Origin of the sequence: Marinobacter daqiaonensis, assembly GCF_900115285.1 — a bacterium.
GTDB classification, from domain to species: domain Bacteria; phylum Pseudomonadota; class Gammaproteobacteria; order Pseudomonadales; family Oleiphilaceae; genus Marinobacter; species Marinobacter daqiaonensis.
In genome coordinates, this window is record NZ_FOYW01000001.1 from 2,483,326 (window position 1) to 2,501,082 (window position 17,757).

A 17,757-nucleotide genomic window follows, 5' to 3' on the forward strand; every position below is an offset into this window, starting at 1 on the left:
AGCCAGTATCCGGATACCAGTGGCGTCCGCCCAATCGCACTTTCCAATGCCATTCATTCGCAAAAGCTATACTGATTATTACATCAATAGGAAAATTGAAATTTTAGGCCCCCAGCATCAGAAGCAGTCCTGTGACCAGCAACACACCGTAGACGGCCTGCCTGAAACGGTCCTCGTTGAGACGGTGGTGGAGGAACTCTCCGGCCCAAACGCCAATGACGAGTAACGGCAGGTACCACACCAACCGACCGGCGCTGGTGATCAGGCTGCCGTCGAACATATAGAGGACGCTGAGGGTCAGGTTCAGGGTAAACCAGACTGTAAGCAGGGTGGCCCGGGTACGCCCCTTGTCCAGCTGGATACCGGCCAGAGCATAGACCAGCAGCGGGCCGCCGGAGGCAAAGAGGCCGTGGGTGATGCCGGCGCCGAAGGTGATGACGCGGCTGGCGGCAAGGTTGTGGGGTACTGCGACACGGCCGCCGAAGATACGCCACAGCTCCTTGCCGGCGAACCAGACCACGAGCAGACCGAACAGGGTTTTGAGGGCGGCGGCTCCCAGCCAGGGTGTGAGCACGTAGCCGGTGATCGTGCCCGTCAGCATCAGCGGCAGAATCAGCGTCGACAGCAGTCGCCAGTGAATATGGTGGCGGTGCTTCCAGGTGAGGTAGCCACTCATCAGGACGTTCAGGGGCACCAGCACCGGGAGCATTTCAGGTATCGGCAACAGCACCGCCCCCAGGGACAGGGCGATGACGATGGAGCCAAAGCCGGTGATGGCCTCAATGGTGTAGGCCAGCAGGATACACAGGCCAAGCCAGAGCCAGGGGTCCATTAAACCAGATCCTCCGCGAATCTCCGGCGGACGGCGTTCAGGTAAAGTCCGGGTGCCAGCCGCCATAGCAGGCTGCCGAAACGGGACACGGGCTCCGGCAGGAGCCAGCGTTTGCGTCGGGAGAATGCCTGGTCAATGCTTCTGGCCATCTCGTCCGCACTGGTCATGGCCCCGATGGTGGAACGGGGGTGTGTCGCTTTCTCGCCATCCGCCCCCAGGGCGTTGTTCTCGATCGGGGTGTCCAGGAAGCTGGGGTAAACCATGAGAATGTGAATACCATCTGCCTCCAGCTCCAGTCGCAGTACCTCGAAGAACTGGGTCAGGGCGCTCTTTGCCGCGCAATAGCCCGCTCGCCCCGGCACCGGCATCCAGCCGGCCATGGAGCCGATGCTGATAATGCCGCCACGGCTTTTCCTGAGCAGGGGCAGGGCGAGCTGGGTGAGTTCCACCGGCCCCTGCCAGTCCACTGCCATGACTTTCCGGAAGACCCCCGGATCTGTACTGGCAGCGGGAGAACGGTGGGTGATGCCGGCATTGTTGACCAGGAGGTCGAGGCGACCAAAGGTCGTTTCAGTCTCCCGGATCAATCGCTCCAGGTCGCGGCGATCAGTCACGTCGACGGTCACCACGTGCACTCGTTGAGGGTCGTCCAGTTCGGCCTCGCGCTTCACCAGGGACTCGGCGTCGATGTCCGCCAGTACCAGGGAATGACCGGCCTGATACCAGTGCCGGGCCATGGCCCAGCCCAGGCCGCTGGCAGCTCCGGTTATCAGGATGACGGTCACAGATCGCCCCTCTGCCTTGCCTGCGCCACAAAGTAATCAAAGGTCTCGGCCGATGTTTTCTGCAGCCGGTAACCGAATTCCTCCTTGAGCCTGCGGTTGCTCAGCACTGGTCGGTAGCGCAGGAAGTTGATCTGTTCCGGCGACACCGGTTTGCCCAGCCATTTGGCCATCTGCAATCCGGCTTTCACAACACTGGCGGGCAGGGCCAACAGGGGTTTGTCGAGCCTGTGGGCGATCTCCCGGATGGTGAGAGCGCCATCGCCGGCCATATTGTAACAACCGGTTTTGTCCGCCCGGATGCCCTGCTCCATGGCTGCCACAACGTCCTGGTCCCAGATGAATACGAATGGCGAATTACTGCCCCGTATGGCCAGCAGGCGGGGCGCCAGGAACAGACCGGTGATCTGGTTACGGGTCTCGGCCCCCAGCACCGTGCCTGGCCGGAAGATGAGCTGGGCCAGCTCCGGGTGTTCCTGACGGTAGCGGGCGAGAAGTTCCTCCACCCTGCGCTTGTGATCCGAGTAGGCGAACTCCGGATTACCCCGCAATGGGTCATCCTCGTCGATCCAGGCCGGGTTGTCCGGGTGATAGCCGTAGGCTGCCCCGGAGCTGGTAACGGTGATGTGTTTCACCTTGGCGGCAACGCAGGCTTCCAGCACGTTGCGGGTACCATTTACGTCAATGTCGAAATCACGTTGCCGGTCCGGAGAGGCCTGCAGCACCGAAGCGAGGTGGACCACGTGAGTGATGCGATATTCCGCCAGGGTAAGCACCAGCTTCGGGTCCCGCACGTCGAGGACTTCCAGGGGGAAGGTCAGCCCGTCCCGCCGGTTGATGTCGGTGCCGATGACAAAATGGTCTTTCGCCAGCCGATTGCCCAGCTGGTGGCCGATGTAGCCGGCGGCGCCGGTGATGAGAATCCGTTTTTCAGTGTTCATGGTTGTTTACTGAAAGTTTCCGGTTGAAGAGGGATGGGCCTGCGGGACCAGATCTGCGACAGGATGAGGCCGGACACCAGGTGCCAGACGCCCCAGAAAGCGGTGATCAGCATCATGCCACCGGCGTCGGGGAAGAAGGTGAACAGAATCACCAGCCCCAGGCCGGAGTTCTGGATGCCCACCTCCATGGTGACGGCCCGCTGGTCAGGCACTGACAGCTTCATGAGCCTTGCCATGGCGAACCCGAGCGTCAGGGCGATCAGGTTATGCCCCACCACCAGCCAGAAAAAGGTGTGGAACCTTTCCAGAAAGAGCCCGACATTATTCATGAAGGCTATGGCTACGAAGGCGAGGAACACCAGCAACGAGATGAACCGCAGGGGCTTTTCGCTGCGCACCGCCAGTTTCGGGAAGCGGCTACCAGTGACCATGCCCAGTATCAGTGGTACGGCCAGCACGAGGAGCACCAGCAGCAGAACGTTCTCCGGCTGGAGACTGATCTCCTGAAGATAGCCCCGGGTGTGGGGGTTGAGCCAGCCATAAAAGGCGAAGTTGAGGGGCGTCATTACCGTCGCCGCCAGACTGGACACTGCGGTCATGCTGACGGACACCGCCACGCTGCCCTTCCCCAGCCAGGTCATGATGTTGGAGAAGCTGCCGCCGGGGCAGGAGGCCACCAGAATCATCCCCAGGGCCAGCTCCGGGTCGATCTCAAGGGCCCAGGTAAACAGGCAGGTGGCCAGCGGCAGCAGCAGGAACTGGGCAAACAGGCCCGCTATGGGTGCCCTGGGTATGGTGAGTACCCTGCGAAAATCCGCGGGCTTCAGGTTCAGGGAAACGCCGAACATCATCAGCGCGAGGATGGCGTTGAGCGTGACCAGGCTGGCGGGGTCAAACTGCACCGTCAGGGACGACTGCATACGGCATTACCCCTTGCTGGGTTCGAGGTCGGCAATGTGACTCGCCAGGGCGTCGAGGTAGGCGTCCTTGTTGACATAATAAGCCATGCGCGCCAGCTTGATGTAGTCATAACCACCATCCAGCCGTTCTCCCGCATGCGCCTTTTTCTTATGCCTCAGGGCGGTTGCGGCCGCTGTACCCCGCTGTTGCTCACGGATGAACAGTGCCACCAGCCGTGCCTGCTGGTTGCGCCCCTCCCAGCCCAGGCCAGTGGCTTCGATCATGCCCATCAGGAACAGGTTGTCGTAGTCGGGGTGCATCATGTTCAGGTACAGCTGGGGGGCATCCCGCTCGGCGGGCCAGTTCAGGTGCGTGCGATCGATGAAGGGGTAATCCAGCAGATAGCCGGTGGCCATCAGTATCAGGTCGTATTCACCCTGTTCGCCATCGGTGAAGTGGACGGTGTGGCCCTCAACCCTCTCGATGCCCCGCCGGGGCCGGATATCACCGTGACCCAGGTGATGGAGTATCAGGGAATTGATGACCGGGTGTGACTCATACATACGGTAGTCCGGATCCGGCAGACCGTAGTCCGAGGGCTTGCCCATCACCAGCCGGATCAGGGTGGCGTCGACCCGTTGTTTGAGCGGGCGCGGCAGCTTCAGCCTGCCGCCAATGGTGTCGATGGGCCGGCCTTTCAGGAACTTGGGCAGGAAGTAGTAGCCCCGGCGCAGGCTCATGTCCACGGAGCGGGCGTGGTGCACCGCATCCACGGCGATATCGGCCCCGGAATTGCCGCAGCCGACGATCAGCACACGCCTGTCACGGAAGATCTCGGGGTTGCGGTAGTCGGCGGAGTGCATCAGCTCACCGGCAAAGTCGCCGGGCAGCGGCGGCCTGTTCGGGGTGTGGAGCGTGCCGTTGGCGATCATGACCCCATCGAAGGTACGAGTCTGTCGCTCGCCATTGTGCTCGGTGGTAATCCGCCACTGGCTTCCGTCCGGCTCCATGCTGACCACTCGGGTATTGAACTCGTAGTACTCCCGCAAACCGAAGTGAGCCACGAATTCCCGGAAATAGCTCTTCAGCTCGTGGTGGCTGGGGTACTGGGCCACCGCGTCCTTCATGGGGAACTCGGCAAATTCCGTCATCCGCTTGGAGGAAATCAGGTGAGCCGTGTCATACATGGTGCTATGGGGGTTGTCGATGTCCCAGAGTCCGCCCACATCGCTGTGGAGCTCGAAACCGGTAAAGGGGATGCCCTGCTTCTGAAGGTTGCGCGCGCACGCCAGGCCCATGGGGCCGGCACCAATGACTGCGTACATGTGGGTGTTCCTGATTTTGTTATTGTGTAAGGCTATCCTAGCGAAATACGTTACGCCATTCCTGATCCGACGGGACAGGAAACACGACAATTCAGGCCATGATCGCAACATCGCCCACAGTTACCCATCTCTATGCCCAGGCCATTCTGCAGGCGGCTCGCCGTCGCGGAATCGCGTTGCCGGGTGATGTCACGTCCCGGCTGGTGGCGGGGCAAAGGGTGCCTCTGATGGTGCAGGACCGGCTCTGGGAGGAATACTGCCGGGCCATTGACGAACCCTTGGCAGGCCTGGACATAGGCCTGGCGTTGCAGGTGGGCCACCTGGACAGCGCCGGCATGCTGCTGGTGAGCTGCGACACCCTGCGGGACGGGCTGGAAGCGCTGGTGGAATATGCGCCGGTGATTGGCGACGGCGGTGAGTTCAGCCTCTTGGAGGAAGGCGATCTGATCTGCCTGTGCTATCGACCGGGATATTCGGTGCGTGTGGCCGAGCGTGTGGAGGCGGTGATGGCGTCCCTGGCCCGGCTCGCCCGCTGGGCCACGGGAGACGCATTCCGGCCGGATGATTTGTGGCTGGCCCATTGTCCCCTGGCGGATGAGTCGGTCTATGAGGAGCGGCTGGCCATGCCGGTGGTCTTCCGGGCGGAGCGGAACTGCCTGCGTTTTCACCGGAATCAGGCTGCGCTGCCGCTGATTCAGGCCAACAGTGCCTTGCGGGATCATCTTCGGCAGATGGCGGATCGTACACTGGAAAGTCTTGGTCATCAGAGTCTGAGTGCCCAGGTCTGTCATCTGATGCGGGTGCATCCGGACTGGGGCAAGGAGCGGGTGGCGGCGGAGCTGGCTGTCAGTGGCCGGCACCTGACCCGGCTGCTGGCGGAGGAGGGGCTGTCCTTCAGGGTTCTGCGGGAGCGGGAGTTGCGACGTCTGGCGGTGTCGGCCCTGGAATCCGGCTTTTCGGTAGCCGAGGTTTCCGAGCAGCTTGGCTTCTCAGAGGAAGCGGCGTTTGCCCGGGCCTTCCGGCGCTGGGAAGGGGTTAGTCCTTCCCGTTTTCGGTCTTCCGTTTCGGGGTAGCGTTGATTAAAGCTTCAAGATCCCCCTGGAACTCCGCGCTCGTGCAGTATTGCGTGCTGCTGAGAAATGCTTTCAGAAGATCGTCATGGGGTCAGCACCCTGTTGGCCAGTGCCTACTCGATGAGTTGGCGTGCCTTCTCCAGGTAAGCCGACCCTTGCTCACTGACCGTCCCGGTATTTGCGCTTTCGGAAGCCAGGTGCACTTCCTCCAGGGTTTCAGCCAGGTGCTCCAGCTCTTCTTCCATTCGGGCAATGGCATTTTCCAGGGTGTAGGTGAGCTGATGAATCTCATTCAGGTCTTCCGGGGTCAGCTCGCCCTGAAGAACCTTCTCGAGTTTTTCGTTGTACTCCGAGAAGTTGGTTACGGCCTCTGGCAGGGAATTGGCGGACTTGCCCTCGTAGTGTTCCACCTCGGTGGCCAGGGAAAGACCTGAAAAGACCATTGAGGTTACCAGGGCGCTGCAGCAGAACAGTTGTTTCACGGTAGTCTCCTTTTTATGAACGAGAATCATTATCGTTAATGCCCCGCTGGCTTTCAATGACACATATCAAAAAAAGATTCCCGGAACCTGCTTGCCAAAAATTGGATTGTGCATAAAATGCCCACTTTCCCCATTCTGAGTGCCTCTGCCTCCATGCACCTCGTGTCCTTCGATATCTTTCGAACCCTGGGCTTTCCCAACACCACCGTTCTGAAGCCTGACCAGTTGCTTCGCCACAAGCCGTTGTTGCAGGAGGCGGACTGGGTCCTGTTTCCGGAATACTGGCAGCTCAATGCCCTGGTCTATGGCCTCAAGTGCCGGGTCTTTCCCAGCGAAGCCAGCTACCGCATCGGCCATGACAAGGTGGAAATGACCCGGGCATTCCAGGCCGTCGCACCGGAACACGCACCCTGGACCCTGATCGAAGCCAATGGCCCTGAGGAGCGGGAGCGACTCTGGAGCATAATGCCCCTGCCCTTTGTGGCCAAGCTGCCGAAAGCCTCCATGGGCGAGGGCGTCTGGCTGATCGAATCCAGGCAGGACTGGCTCCGGTACTGTGAGAAAACGCCCGTGCTGTACGTGCAGGAATACCTGCCCATCGACCGGGACGTGCGGGTCGTGGTGGTGGGCGACCGGGTGCTGGCGGCTTACTGGCGGACCCAATCGGACCAGGGTTTCTACAACAACGTGGCTCGCGGGGGCCGGATCGATACCGGGCCGGTGCCAGCTGTGGTTACCCACCTGGCGCTTCGTCTGGCCCGTGACCTGGGGGTGGATCATGCTGGGTTTGATATCGCACTGGTAGATGGTTACCCCTACGTCCTGGAGTTCAACCGCCTGTTCGGCAACCAGGGCCTCGGGCAGGGCTCCGGGCTCAGGGAAGCCATCCTCGGCTACCTGGAGAGCCGCACCGAGCCGGAGGATCCGGATGGGCCGGCGCCGCTCTGGCCCGTTGCTGTTTGATTGTGTCGGTAGAAGCTACTAGGTTATCTACAGTGCCCTGACAGAGGCTCGCCGACAGTCACCAAACCTGTGTCAAGGCATACTCTGTACCCGACAATAAAGGACAGTTTCATGGGAACACCCAAGATTGTGGGCATTGTGCTGCTGGTGGTTGGTATCCTGCTGTTGTTTTTTGGCTGGCAGGCCTCCCAGTCCGTGGGGGAACAGCTGGCGGAAACCTTCACCGGCCGATTCAGTAACGAAACCATGTGGTACATCATTGGGGGCGTGGCCGCGATTGTGGCAGGCGCCTTCCTGGCTTTCTTCAGGAAGTAGCGGAGTATCGGCGGGGATGGGTATTTATGCTCATATCCCGACCTGAAGAAAAGCCCGATCATCGCGCAAAATCCGGGGTGCCACAGTGACTGAGGTACCCTTTTTTCTTTGTGATTACCCTGTGGAGGGCCACACCACCCATGACCGAAATTGCCAACGCCAACATCGCTGATTACTACGACGCCGAGACCTTCAAGCGGATCAAGGATTTCGCTGACACGAAGGAAACCCCGTTCGTGGTGATTGATACCAAAACCATCGATCGTCAGTACGACGAACTGGTGGATGGTTTCCCCTACGCCAGGGTCTACTACGCCGTGAAAGCCAACCCGGCCCCGGAAATCCTGACCATGCTTCGGGACAAGGGAGCGAATTTCGACATCGCGTCGGTGTATGAGTTGGACAAGGTCATGTCCCTGGGTGTGACCGGTGATCGCATCAGCTATGGCAATACCATCAAGAAGGCCCGGGACATCCGCACCTTCTATGAAAAGGGTGTGCGTCTGTTCGCCACGGACTCGGAGGCGGACCTGCGCAATATCGCCAAGGCCGCGCCGGGCTCCAGAGTCTACGTACGCATTCTGACGGAAGGTACCCTGACCGCTGACTGGCCGCTGTCCCGCAAGTTTGGCTGCCAGACCGATATGGCCATGGACCTGCTTATCCTGGCCCGTGACCTGGGCCTTGAGCCCTACGGGGTGTCCTTCCATGTGGGCTCACAGCAACGTGAAATCGGCGCCTGGGACGCAGCCCTGGGTAAGGTGAAGGTTATCTTCGAGCGTCTGAAGGAAGAAGACGGCATTGAGCTGAAGATGATCAACATGGGTGGCGGCTTTCCCGCCAACTACATCACCCGCACCAACGAACTGGGTGTTTACGCTGAAGAGATCGCCCGTTTTCTGCATGAGGATTTCGGGGACGACCTGCCGGAGATCATCATCGAGCCGGGCCGCTCGCTGATTTCCAACGCCGGTGTGCTGGTGAGCGAGGTGGTGCTCATTTCCCGCAAATCCCGTACTGCCCTGCATCGCTGGGTGTACACGGATGTGGGCAAGTTCAGTGGCCTGATCGAGACTCTGGACGAGTCCATCAAGTTCCCGATCTGGACCGAGAAGACCGGCGAAGGCGAGGATTGCGTGATTGCGGGACCGACCTGTGACAGTGCCGACATCATGTACGAGCACCACAAGTATCCGCTGCCCCTGAACCTGGCGATTGGGGACCGCATGTACTGGCTCTCAACCGGCGCCTACACGACAACGTACAGTGCGATCGAGTTCAACGGCTTTCCTCCGCTTGAGGACTACTACATCTGAGCCCGGGTTCGGGCCGCGAGCGGGAGCAAGGAAGTATTTCGAAAGGGTCAGCCTTCGGGCTGGCCCTTTTGCGTTTTCAGGTCGAGGGTGAAGGCCAGTGGCAGTACAAGGACGCTATAGCCGATCATGACCGCGATGCCATGGCGGACGTCGCCGGTCAGGTCGGCCAGCAGCCCTCCGGCCATGGGTATCGTGAACGCCACGGTATAGCCCACCAGAAAGGTGCCTGCGGAGAGCCGGCCGGTTTCCTCGGAGCGCACCAGCAATGGCGGCAGGCCCACCAGGAGAATCAGCAGGATGCCGGCGACGAAGCTCATGAAGGTGGCGCTGGCGATGGCCCACCAGCCATCGGTGAGCACCGCGCCGGTGGTACCAATAATGCTTAGCGAAGCCATCCACAGGATAAGATCCCGACGGCCGACCCACAGGCGGGCCAGCCTCAGCATCATCAGCGAGGCCATCACCTGGGCGATGTTATACCAGAACAGCGCGCCGGCCAGTTTGTCGAAGTGGCCGGTCTGCTCCAGCAGGCTTCCCATGTAGGCGTTCAGCCCGAAGAACATGGAGGCTGACAGGCCAAGCAGCAGGCCCAGTTTCAGGGTCAGTGGATTGGACCAGTCCGGCAACCAGGACACCCGTTTCACCGGCCGGGCAAGATCCCGCCGGGGCAGGAACAATGCTGCGGCGACAACCAGTGCCGGCAGGGACCAGGCGAGCAGGGTCAGTCGCCAGTTATTGTCGAGCAGCGGCATCAGAACCGGCAGGGTCAGGCCGGCACCCACGAACTCCCCCATCAGCATGCCGTTCATGTAGATGGCGCTGCCCACCGCCACGTGGTGGGGCTGCAGCCAGCGGGGCAGCAATGCCGGCAGGGCGGGCTGCATCATGGCAACTCCGAGGCCCATGACGGCGCTGGCACCCATGAGGGTAAAGACTTCCGGCGCCAGCCCCCTGCTGGCGGAGCCAAGTACCATGATCGTCATGGCCAGAGCCAGGGTGTTGCGGGGCCCCAGCCGGGCAATGGCGAATGAGCCGGGCATGGCGCCGATGGCGAGCATCAATATGGGCAGCGCCGTCAGGGCGCCGGTGAAAGTCTGGTTCAGGGCCAGATCCTGGCTGATAAAGGGCGCCAGGGGTGGGGCAACAAGAATGGGAACCCTGAGATAGAGGCCGGCCAGCCAAAGCAGCACCGCCACCGGCAGCAGTCGGGCTGGCGGTGGCGGTGGCGGTGGTGTTGGGGTGACAGGTTCCGTCACGGATGGACGGACCGGTCAGTCTGCTTTTTTGGACTTTTCTTTCTGCTCTTTTTCAAACCGTTCCCTTTCCTCGGGATTCTCGATTTCCATTTCTTCCTCGGTGTCCGCGATATAGGCGCCGTCGTGGTCGTGGATCTCACGGCCGGTCACCGGCGGATTGAAGGCGCAGATCAGGCGCATGTCTTCGGTGCCGCCGTACAGGGTATGCTTGTCGTGTTTGTCGAGGGCATACAGAACGCCATCGTAGATCTCGTGGACTTCGCCGGTTTCCAGATCCCTGATGGAGCCGTTACCGGCCACACAGTAGACGGCCTCCAGATGGTTCTTGTACCAGAAGGTGTGTTCGGATCCCGCCTTGATGATGGTTTCATGAAACGAGAATCCCATTTTGTCCTTCTTCAGCAATAACCGACGGCTGGTCCACTGCTTGTCGTAGACCTCGCGCTCGCTGCCGATAATGTCCTCTAGTTTAACGATCTTCATGGGCGTACCTCATGGTTGATGGGCAGAATCGTAAGAATCAGCCTTCATTGTAAACATTAGACCCGAACCGACTTCAACCGCCAGTTCCGGAACCCCTCAAGGGCGGAACCAATGGCGGCCTCCAGATGTTGCCGTTCTTTCTGGTTCAGATCGCGACCCCTGCGAAGCTGGTTCAGGGCCACCTGAATGGCATTTCGCTGGGGTTGCGCCAGTTGCTCCAGCCAGTGGTTTTCCGTTGGCGGCAACTCCAGCGGATCTCGCCCGGCATGGTTGCGTTCGCTGATGTGCCACCAGTGATCCACGGCCCTTCCTAATACAATGTAGCCGAACTGGAGGTCTTGTGCAGGTCCGAATGCAGCGGTCTGCAATTCAGTGCCGGGCTTGAGGGGGCCCAGGCGCAACGCCTGACCGGCAAGACGGTCACCATAGAAATAGCTTCCGGCGGCGCCGATCAGGCCGCCAATGAGGGCGCCGGCCCCGAGGGAATGCCCCAGGGTCGCGGCATCGATTCCGACGCCACCGATTGCCCCCGCACCAAAACCGGCAGTGGCCAGGTAGCCCCGGCTGACGGACCAGACCTGGCGGGTGCTCTCACTGAACAGGTCATGCTCGTGATGCCAGCTGAGTTCCGCCTCCTGGCGACTGATGCGATGGTGTTCATAGAGCGCTTCAATGTCTTTGCGCAGCCTCTGTTCCCGCTCGCGCTGGTACTGGTACCAGCCTTCCCGCAGGCGGGCCTCCAGGGCCCTGCGGCTCTCGGCACCGGGATTGGCCAGACCCGGCGGCAGGGTGCGGGTTTCCTGGTGCCGCATCATGTCTACCAGAGCGCTTGCAATCAGGCTGGCGGCCTGGCGCTGGCGATCCTCGCGCTGGCGGGTCAGGTGGTGGGTGGCGTCTTCCAGAGGTTGTTCCCACTCCGGGCGCAGCTGCCCGAAAGCCTTCAGCAGGCCCAGGTGCTGCTCAAAGGGGGCGCGGACGGCGTCGAAGCTGCGGACAATCTGGAAGAACTGCCCCAGCGCCGCCCGCCAGGTTTCCGTGTGGTCGTCGGGGCCGATCCGGTTAATCAGGGCCAGGCTTGGCTGGCCGCTCCAGCGCAGGATGGTCATTTCGGCCTCCTGCTCGGCGGTGTACGGCACCGAGCCATCCACCACGTAGATGATCCCCGCTCCATCGAGGATCGGGGTCAGCAATTCGCACTCGTCATGGAACTTCGGATTGTCCCGGTGCTGGCGTACAAACGCGGCCACGGTATCGGGCCGGTCCGAGGCGGACAGGCTGTGAGCCTCCAGCCACTCCAGAACCCGCCGCGGGCGCTGGAAACCGGGGGTATCCACCAGCGTATACAGGATCCTGTCATCCACCTTCAGTGGGTAATACTGACTCTCCCGTGTGGTGCCAGGCTCCAGGGCGATGGCGATGCGATCATTCTGGGACAGGGTCGCCACGACACTGGACTTGCCCCGATTGGGATGGCCGACGACAGCAAACATCGGGCTTGTGCTTACCTCTGTCATGGCTCGATCTCCACTTCATCCGGAACCGCCACGGCGCTTCCCCTGCCCAGACGATGGGCGAATCGCAGCCACTGGGCCAGTTGCCACGCCGTTGGTCGACTGCTGCTTGTGGTGGCCACGGGCAAGAGGGTGATCCTGATCCCCGGCAGGTGGTCTGTGGCCTCATCCAGAAAGTCCTCGAGCTCGGCCGTGGGGGGCTCCCAGCTGCGGGCAATCACCAGCAGGTGACCGTCGGACGAGTTCCGCCGGGCCGCGAGTTCCCTCAGGGTCTCCCGGTCAGCCGCCAGGCTCTGGTTGCCCCCCGCGGGCAGCGGGTCGCCAACACCCTCCGGTAGTTGACTCTCATACGCGGGGGATCCGGCCCAGGACACCACCAGCGAAGTGCGGGGGATGGCAACGGTGTCACTGGCCTCCAGGTCCGGCAGCTGTCCGGAGTCGGGCGTGTCGCTGCCGGTATCCACGGACGGAGTTTCCAGGCGCCACAGCAGCGCCGGATAGCCCGGGTGGCGAGCCAGTGCCCGGCGGCTTTGCCGGCGAAGGTCCAGTCGGGCCACCAGTAACAGGATCAGGCGTGGCAGCACAACCCACGTGAGCCAGGCCATGGCGACAAAGGGCCACCAGGCGCCCCAGCGGCCCGCATTTTCCATCTCCCGGCTTCCTGCCAGTCGGAAGAACCGCGTCTCCGTTACCAGCTCCAGGGAAGGGGCGGCCGCCGGCAACCAGCCAGCCCAGGGGGCGGCCACCATGGACACGATGTCGTGCCAGACCCCCGCGGACGTGTCGAGAGTTGTGCTCCAGCCGAAGGCCAGATCCTGGAGGACCACCGAGATCAGTAGGGTCACGAGACCGGTGACCCCGAAAGCCAGCCCGGCCGCCTGGGCATTGCGGGCCATCAGGGGAGCATGCAGTGGTTTCAGTGCGGGGGTGTCGGCGCCCGGACTTTTCCTGAGCAGGCGTTCCAGCACCGGCGCCCAGGGCTGCCAGCCGGCAACGCCCTGGATGGCGGTATAAATTGCCAGCACCAGCTGCAGCAGGATGAAGGCTAGAATCACGGTGATGTTGATCTGCTGGCCGCCGTCGTAGAACAGCAGGCCCGACATGGCCACCACACCCAGCACGGCGCCGGCCAGCACAAATCCCGTTTCCAGGCGCCGCCAGAACTTCATTTCCGGATATTGGCTGCCAGTCCCCGACCCGAGTGCCTGGAGGTGCGCCAGCCAGTGGTCGAGGCGGGGGGCCCTTTGGCCCTCGAGCTCCTGATCCAGAGCGTAGCGGCGGTCACGGCGGTGAAGAAAGACCGGTGACTGCTGCTGGTCGCGCTGGTACTGGCGATCGAATGCCAGCAGGGTCTCAAGATGACCAGGCATGGGGTATCCTTGTGTGATTGACAGCGAAACGCTTGCACCCGGAGTGTAACCGATGCCCCACCATTTGATGAATCTGCGCCACGTACCGGACGATGAGGCGGATGAGATCCGGGCCCTGTTCGAGGCCCATGACGTGAACTATTACGAGACTCCGCCGTCTTTCTGGGGCATCAGCATGGGTGGCTTCTGGGTCCATGACGAGATCGAGGCGGAACGGGCGAGAGCCCTGCTGGCGGAATACCAGGCCAGGCGCCAGAGTAGCCAGCGCCAGGCCTGGGAGGATGCCCTGCGGGAGGGGCGTGGTGCGGGGGTGTGGCAACAGTTCATCCGTAAGCCGGTTACCGTGCTTGCTGCCCTGATTGCCCTGGTCTTCATTCTGGGGGTTTCACTGGCACCGTTCCTGAGCCTGGGATGATGCTGGCTTGCTTCAGCGAGTGTGTCGTTCAAGGAAGCGGATGGCTTCGTCCATGGCTACGCCGCGGAACAGGAAAGTGCTGAAATGGCCATGGCCGTGCATCAGGTAAAGCTCGCTGGGCACACCCGCAGCCCGTAGCTGCTGATGAAAGTCCTTCGACTGCTCCACCGGCACCAGTTGGTCCCAGGTGCCGTGAAACAGGAAATGCGGTGGCATTGCGGGGGTTACCCAGGCGGCCGGCGAGGCGCGCTCGTAACGTTGCGGAAATTTGTCCTGGGTACCGCCGAGCAGCTGGCGCAACAGGCGGCCGGAGCCGAAGGTTCGCAGATCCGCCGGCAGACCTCCGGCCACCACCGCCACCAGGCCTTTTTGATCGGGAGCCCAGGGTGCCTGGTCCGGATGCCCGCTGCTGGTCACTGCGCCCAGCAGGCTGACCAGATGCCCGCCGGAGGAGTACCCCAGGCCGGCAATGCGATCCGGATCAATCCCCAGGTCGTCGTGGTGTTCCCTGAGCCAGGTCAGGGCCTGTTGCAGGTCGCGAAGCTGGGCCGGGAACCGGTGCTCGGGCGCAAACCGGTAGTCGATGTTCATGGCGGTAAAGCCATGGCGGGCCAGGTTGCGGGCGACGCCGGTCATGTCGTCCCGGGAGCGGCGCTGCCAGCCTCCGCCGTGGACCACCAGCACGGCGGGGCCCGGTTCGCCCGTGCGGGCAAGGTAAAGATCGGCCTGAAGCGCTTCCGGCCAGTCCTCCGGCGAATAGCGGATGTTGAGCCGCTCCTCAAACCCGGTATGCTTGGGCTGAGCGGCCTGCTCGGGAGCATTGAGATGGCTGGTGCAGCCGGTGAGTGCCACCAGCCCGAGGGCGGACAGCCAGCTTGGGAGTTTCATGGGATTCCTCACAGGGTAATGTGGGGGTGCGTCTGGGATTCGATACGACCTGCCGGCGGCGATGGATGGCCTTGCGGGCTGACCGAGAACAAGCGTTAACAGGGAGCCGCCATGGCGCAACCATTCCAGCCGACCGGTATCCACGGGCTGACCCGGGAAATGATCCAGGCATTCATGGCCATGTTCGACAAGGCCAGTGCCGGCGCTATTGCGGTGGACCGGGACACCCGCATCACATGGATTAACGACCGCTACTGCCAACTGCTGGGAGTGCACGCCCCTGACGTAATCGGTAAGCCGGTGCGGCGTGTTATCCCCCAGAGCCGCATGCCCGAAGTGGTGGCCAGCGGCGACCCCCTGTTGCTGGATATCATGGAGCACCAGAACCAGCAGCTGGTAGTCACCCGCCTGCCCTATTTTGATCCTGATGGCGCCGTGATCGGTGCTATCGCCTGCGTTCTCTACGATGATCTGCAGCCGCTGACGCCCCTGGTATCCAAATATCGGCGCCTTCATCAGGACCTGATGGCCGCCCGCAAGGCCCTGGCCCGCAAGGCCAGGAGTACCCGCTACAGTCTCTCGGATTTTATCGGTGCCAGCCCCGGGGCCCTGGATGTGAAGCGTCGGGCCCGGCTTGCTGCCGGCCGGGACATGCCAGTGTTGCTGCTGGGCGAAACCGGTACCGGTAAGGAAGTGCTGGCGCAGGCCATCCATTCGGGTTCCGCTCGGGCGGAGCGACCGTTTGTGGCGGTCAACGTCGCGGCAATTCCGGACAATCTGCTGGAAGCCGAGTTCTTCGGAGTGACGGCAGGTGCCTATACCGGAGCGGATCGTAATCGCACCGGACGTTTCCAGCTGGCAAATGGTGGCACCCTTTTTCTCGATGAGGTGGGCGATATGCCCCTGAGCCTCCAGGCCAAACTTTTGCGGGCCCTTCAGGAAGGTGAGGTCGAACCGCTCGGATCCAGCACCGTGACTCCCGTGGACGTTCGCGTCATTGCCGCCACAAGTCGTGATCTCGGTACCATGGTCGCCGAGGGTGCTTTTCGTTCCGATCTCTATTACCGCTTGAATGTCATGGAGATTACGGTGCCTCCTCTGCGCGAGCGGCTGGCGGATCTGGGAGTCCTGTGTGAGGCGTTTCTCGGGGACATGGGGGTGGGTCCCGGGGCCCGGGCAGATATAACCGATTCAGGCATCGCTGCGCTGTCCGGGTATGACTGGCCCGGCAATATCCGCGAACTGCGCAATGTTCTGGAGCGGGCCCTGACCATGGATGAGGGGGATGGGCTGCTGGATGCCGAAGCTATTTTCCGGGTGCTGCCCTCTCAGAGCGGGAAGGCCGCTTTCCGGCTTGCCGCCAGACCAATAAAGCCGTTGTCGAAGACGGTGGCTGAGGCTGAAGCGCGGGCTATCGAAGAGGCTCTTGTGGCGTCCCGTGGAAACCGGTCCCAGGCTGCCAAGCTCTTGGGTATTTCACGATCCGTGCTTTATGACAAGCTTTCCAGGGTGTCCTGATTTCAGGACGCTTGTGCGAATATCCGGACATTTTCATTCGACAAACGTAGAAATATGTCCTGAATTTCGGACACTTTCCCATGGAGTTCTGCTGATCCGTTTTTTTCAACTAATTGATTATTAAGATTAATTTATATCTGGCACAAACCCTGCCTCATCTCTCTCCGAAGGCGGTCAGAACAACGCAGTATAATATTGACGCCCATTTTCCACTTGGCATGGCGGATTCTGCTGTGTTTTTGCGTTGTCTGGCTAAACTCAAATCAGACCGTTAGACCTTCAAAACGGTCTTCGTATAAAAACAATGCTAGGAGACGCTTCATGAAACTGTTAAAGGCCATGGCCGGCATTGCCGGTGCCCTCGCCCTTTCTACCGGCGCAGCCGTCGCGGATGACCTGCGCTGGAAAATGCCCGTAGCTTTCGCCACCAACCTACCGGGTCTTGGCTCGCCCGCGGCCTGGGTTGCCGATAACCTGACCACTGCCTCTGGTGGCAGTATCCAGGTCCGGGTATACGAGCCCGGCAAGCTGGTGCCCCCCTTCGATATCCTGCAGTCGGTTTCCGACGGCAAGGTTGAAGCAGGTTACACCTGGATCGGTTACGACCAGGGCAAGGTGCCCGCGATCCCCCTGTTTGCCGCCGTGCCCTTTGGCATGAAGCCCTGGGCCTACACCGCATGGTATTACTATGGGGGCGGCCATGAAATGCTGCAGGAAGTCTACGCCAACAAGGGATTCGAGGTGCACGCCCAGTTGTGCGGCATCATCGGCCCTGAGACAGCCGGCTGGTATTCGGACCCAATCGAATCACTGGAAGATTATGAAGGGCTGAAGATCCGATTCGCAGGTCTGGGTGGCAAGGTTCTGGAAAAACTGGGGGCTTCCGTCACCATGATGCCCGGCGGCGAGCTCTACCAGGCGTTGGAAAAAGGCACCATTGACGCGACCGAATTCTCCATGCCTGCCATCGATCAGATCCTCGGCTTCCACCAGGTGGTCAAATACAACCTTTTCCCGGGATGGCACCAGCAATTCACCGCCCAGTACATGCTGATAAACAAGGACGAGTGGAACAAAGCCACCGAAGCGCAGAAAGCACTGGTTGATGCTTCCTGTACCGCGGCAACCACACTTGGCCTGGCCGAGGGTGAATACAAGAACGGCAAGGTGCTGGCTGGCTTCCAGGAAAAGGGTGTTCAGGCTGACCAGATACCCCGCGAGGTTCTGGAAGAGCTGAAAGCAGTCACCGATGAGGTGATGAAAGAAGAAGCCTCGAAGGATGCTGACTTCAAACGTGTCTATGAGAGCCAGAACGAGTTCCTCGAAACCTATAAAGTCTGGGATTCACGGGCCTATGTTCCCACCGACCTCTGAGGTTGTGGGCCGG

At 61.3% G+C, this 17,757-nt stretch carries 17 protein-coding genes and 1 pseudogene; 7 read left to right on the top strand and 11 right to left on the bottom strand.

Annotation, left to right across the window (positions count from 1 at the left end; all coding sequences use genetic code 11):
- Positions 1–103: 103 nt before the first annotated feature.
- Genes BM346_RS11340 through BM346_RS11360 form a run of 5 tightly spaced genes read right to left on the bottom strand, consistent with a single transcriptional unit; the run spans position 104 to position 4,780 of the window.
- Positions 104–832, bottom strand: a complete 729-nt coding sequence (locus BM346_RS11340) for a sulfite exporter TauE/SafE family protein (protein WP_167812592.1) — start codon at positions 830–832, stop codon at positions 104–106.
- Positions 832–1,617, bottom strand: coding sequence for an SDR family oxidoreductase (locus BM346_RS11345; protein WP_092012353.1), 786 nt, complete (start codon positions 1,615–1,617; stop codon positions 832–834). The genes BM346_RS11340 and BM346_RS11345 overlap by 1 nt, the downstream gene beginning before the upstream one ends.
- Entirely contained in the window at positions 1,614–2,555 is a 942-nt protein-coding gene (locus BM346_RS11350) for an SDR family oxidoreductase (RefSeq protein ID WP_092012355.1), read from the bottom strand. The genes BM346_RS11345 and BM346_RS11350 overlap by 4 nt, the downstream gene beginning before the upstream one ends.
- Entirely contained in the window at positions 2,552–3,475 is a 924-nt protein-coding gene (locus BM346_RS11355) for a bile acid:sodium symporter family protein (RefSeq protein ID WP_092012358.1), read from the bottom strand. Before BM346_RS11355 ends, BM346_RS11350 begins: the two co-directional genes overlap by 4 nt.
- A gap of 6 nt (positions 3,476–3,481) precedes the next feature.
- The gene (locus tag BM346_RS11360) at positions 3,482–4,780 is read right to left on the bottom strand and encodes a flavin-containing monooxygenase (protein ID WP_092012361.1); all 1,299 of its coding nucleotides are present in this window, start codon (positions 4,778–4,780) and stop codon (positions 3,482–3,484) included.
- A 98-nt stretch (positions 4,781–4,878) separates the two neighbouring features.
- Between BM346_RS11360 and BM346_RS11365 the strand changes: the two genes are divergently transcribed.
- Entirely contained in the window at positions 4,879–5,853 is a 975-nt protein-coding gene (locus BM346_RS11365) for an AraC family transcriptional regulator (protein ID WP_092012364.1), read from the top strand.
- A 113-nt stretch (positions 5,854–5,966) separates the two neighbouring features.
- Here BM346_RS11365 and BM346_RS11370 read toward each other — a convergent pair whose 3' ends face one another.
- On the bottom strand, positions 5,967–6,335 hold the full coding sequence (locus BM346_RS11370) for a DUF6746 family protein (protein WP_227662817.1): 369 nt from the start codon (positions 6,333–6,335) through the stop codon (positions 5,967–5,969).
- Between the two features lie 153 nt (positions 6,336–6,488).
- Here BM346_RS11370 and BM346_RS11375 point away from each other — a divergent pair, with 153 nt between their 5' ends.
- The 3 genes from BM346_RS11375 (at position 6,489) to BM346_RS11385 (ending at position 8,929) form a co-directional block, all read left to right on the top strand.
- On the top strand, positions 6,489–7,298 hold the full coding sequence (locus BM346_RS11375) for an ATP-grasp domain-containing protein (RefSeq protein ID WP_092013643.1): 810 nt from the start codon (positions 6,489–6,491) through the stop codon (positions 7,296–7,298).
- A 111-nt stretch (positions 7,299–7,409) separates the two neighbouring features.
- Complete coding sequence (locus tag BM346_RS11380; protein ID WP_092012367.1) at positions 7,410–7,613, top strand: DUF3185 family protein; 204 nt, start codon at positions 7,410–7,412, stop codon at positions 7,611–7,613.
- Between the two features lie 140 nt (positions 7,614–7,753).
- On the top strand, positions 7,754–8,929 hold the full coding sequence (locus tag BM346_RS11385) for a type III PLP-dependent enzyme (protein ID WP_092012370.1): 1,176 nt from the start codon (positions 7,754–7,756) through the stop codon (positions 8,927–8,929).
- A gap of 47 nt (positions 8,930–8,976) precedes the next feature.
- Here BM346_RS11385 and BM346_RS11390 read toward each other — a convergent pair whose 3' ends face one another.
- The 4 genes and pseudogenes from BM346_RS11390 to BM346_RS11405 form a co-directional block, all read right to left on the bottom strand.
- Positions 8,977–10,185 carry an MFS transporter gene (locus tag BM346_RS11390; RefSeq protein ID WP_092012373.1) on the bottom strand — a complete coding sequence of 403 codons (1,209 nt, stop codon included), beginning with the start codon at positions 10,183–10,185 and terminating at the stop codon, positions 8,977–8,979.
- 90 nt (positions 10,186–10,275) lie between these two features.
- Positions 10,276–10,668 (bottom strand): annotated as a pseudogene (locus tag BM346_RS11395) (ectoine synthase); the annotation flags it as partial.
- Positions 10,669–10,724: 56 nt separating this feature from the next.
- Positions 10,725–12,182, bottom strand: coding sequence for a GTPase/DUF3482 domain-containing protein (locus BM346_RS11400; protein WP_092012379.1), 1,458 nt, complete (start codon positions 12,180–12,182; stop codon positions 10,725–10,727).
- Complete coding sequence (locus tag BM346_RS11405) at positions 12,179–13,549, bottom strand: DUF2868 domain-containing protein (RefSeq protein WP_092012382.1); 1,371 nt, start codon at positions 13,547–13,549, stop codon at positions 12,179–12,181. Before BM346_RS11405 ends, BM346_RS11400 begins: the two co-directional genes overlap by 4 nt.
- A gap of 52 nt (positions 13,550–13,601) precedes the next feature.
- Here BM346_RS11405 and BM346_RS11410 point away from each other — a divergent pair, with 52 nt between their 5' ends.
- Positions 13,602–13,964 (top strand): DUF6164 family protein, encoded by a 363-nt coding sequence (locus tag BM346_RS11410; protein WP_092012385.1) that lies wholly within the window; start codon positions 13,602–13,604, stop codon positions 13,962–13,964.
- Between the two features lie 12 nt (positions 13,965–13,976).
- Here BM346_RS11410 and BM346_RS11415 read toward each other — a convergent pair whose 3' ends face one another.
- The gene (locus tag BM346_RS11415) at positions 13,977–14,852 is read right to left on the bottom strand and encodes an alpha/beta hydrolase (protein WP_092012388.1); all 876 of its coding nucleotides are present in this window, start codon (positions 14,850–14,852) and stop codon (positions 13,977–13,979) included.
- Positions 14,853–14,963: 111 nt separating this feature from the next.
- Here BM346_RS11415 and BM346_RS11420 point away from each other — a divergent pair, with 111 nt between their 5' ends.
- Together BM346_RS11420 and BM346_RS11425 are read left to right on the top strand one after the other, a co-directional pair.
- A complete protein-coding gene (locus BM346_RS11420) occupies positions 14,964–16,370 on the top strand; it encodes a sigma-54 interaction domain-containing protein (RefSeq protein ID WP_092012391.1) in 1,407 nt (468 codons plus the stop codon).
- A gap of 321 nt (positions 16,371–16,691) precedes the next feature.
- Positions 16,692–17,744 carry a TRAP transporter substrate-binding protein gene (locus tag BM346_RS11425; protein ID WP_092012394.1) on the top strand — a complete coding sequence of 351 codons (1,053 nt, stop codon included), beginning with the start codon at positions 16,692–16,694 and terminating at the stop codon, positions 17,742–17,744.
- Positions 17,745–17,757 lie beyond the last annotated feature (13 nt).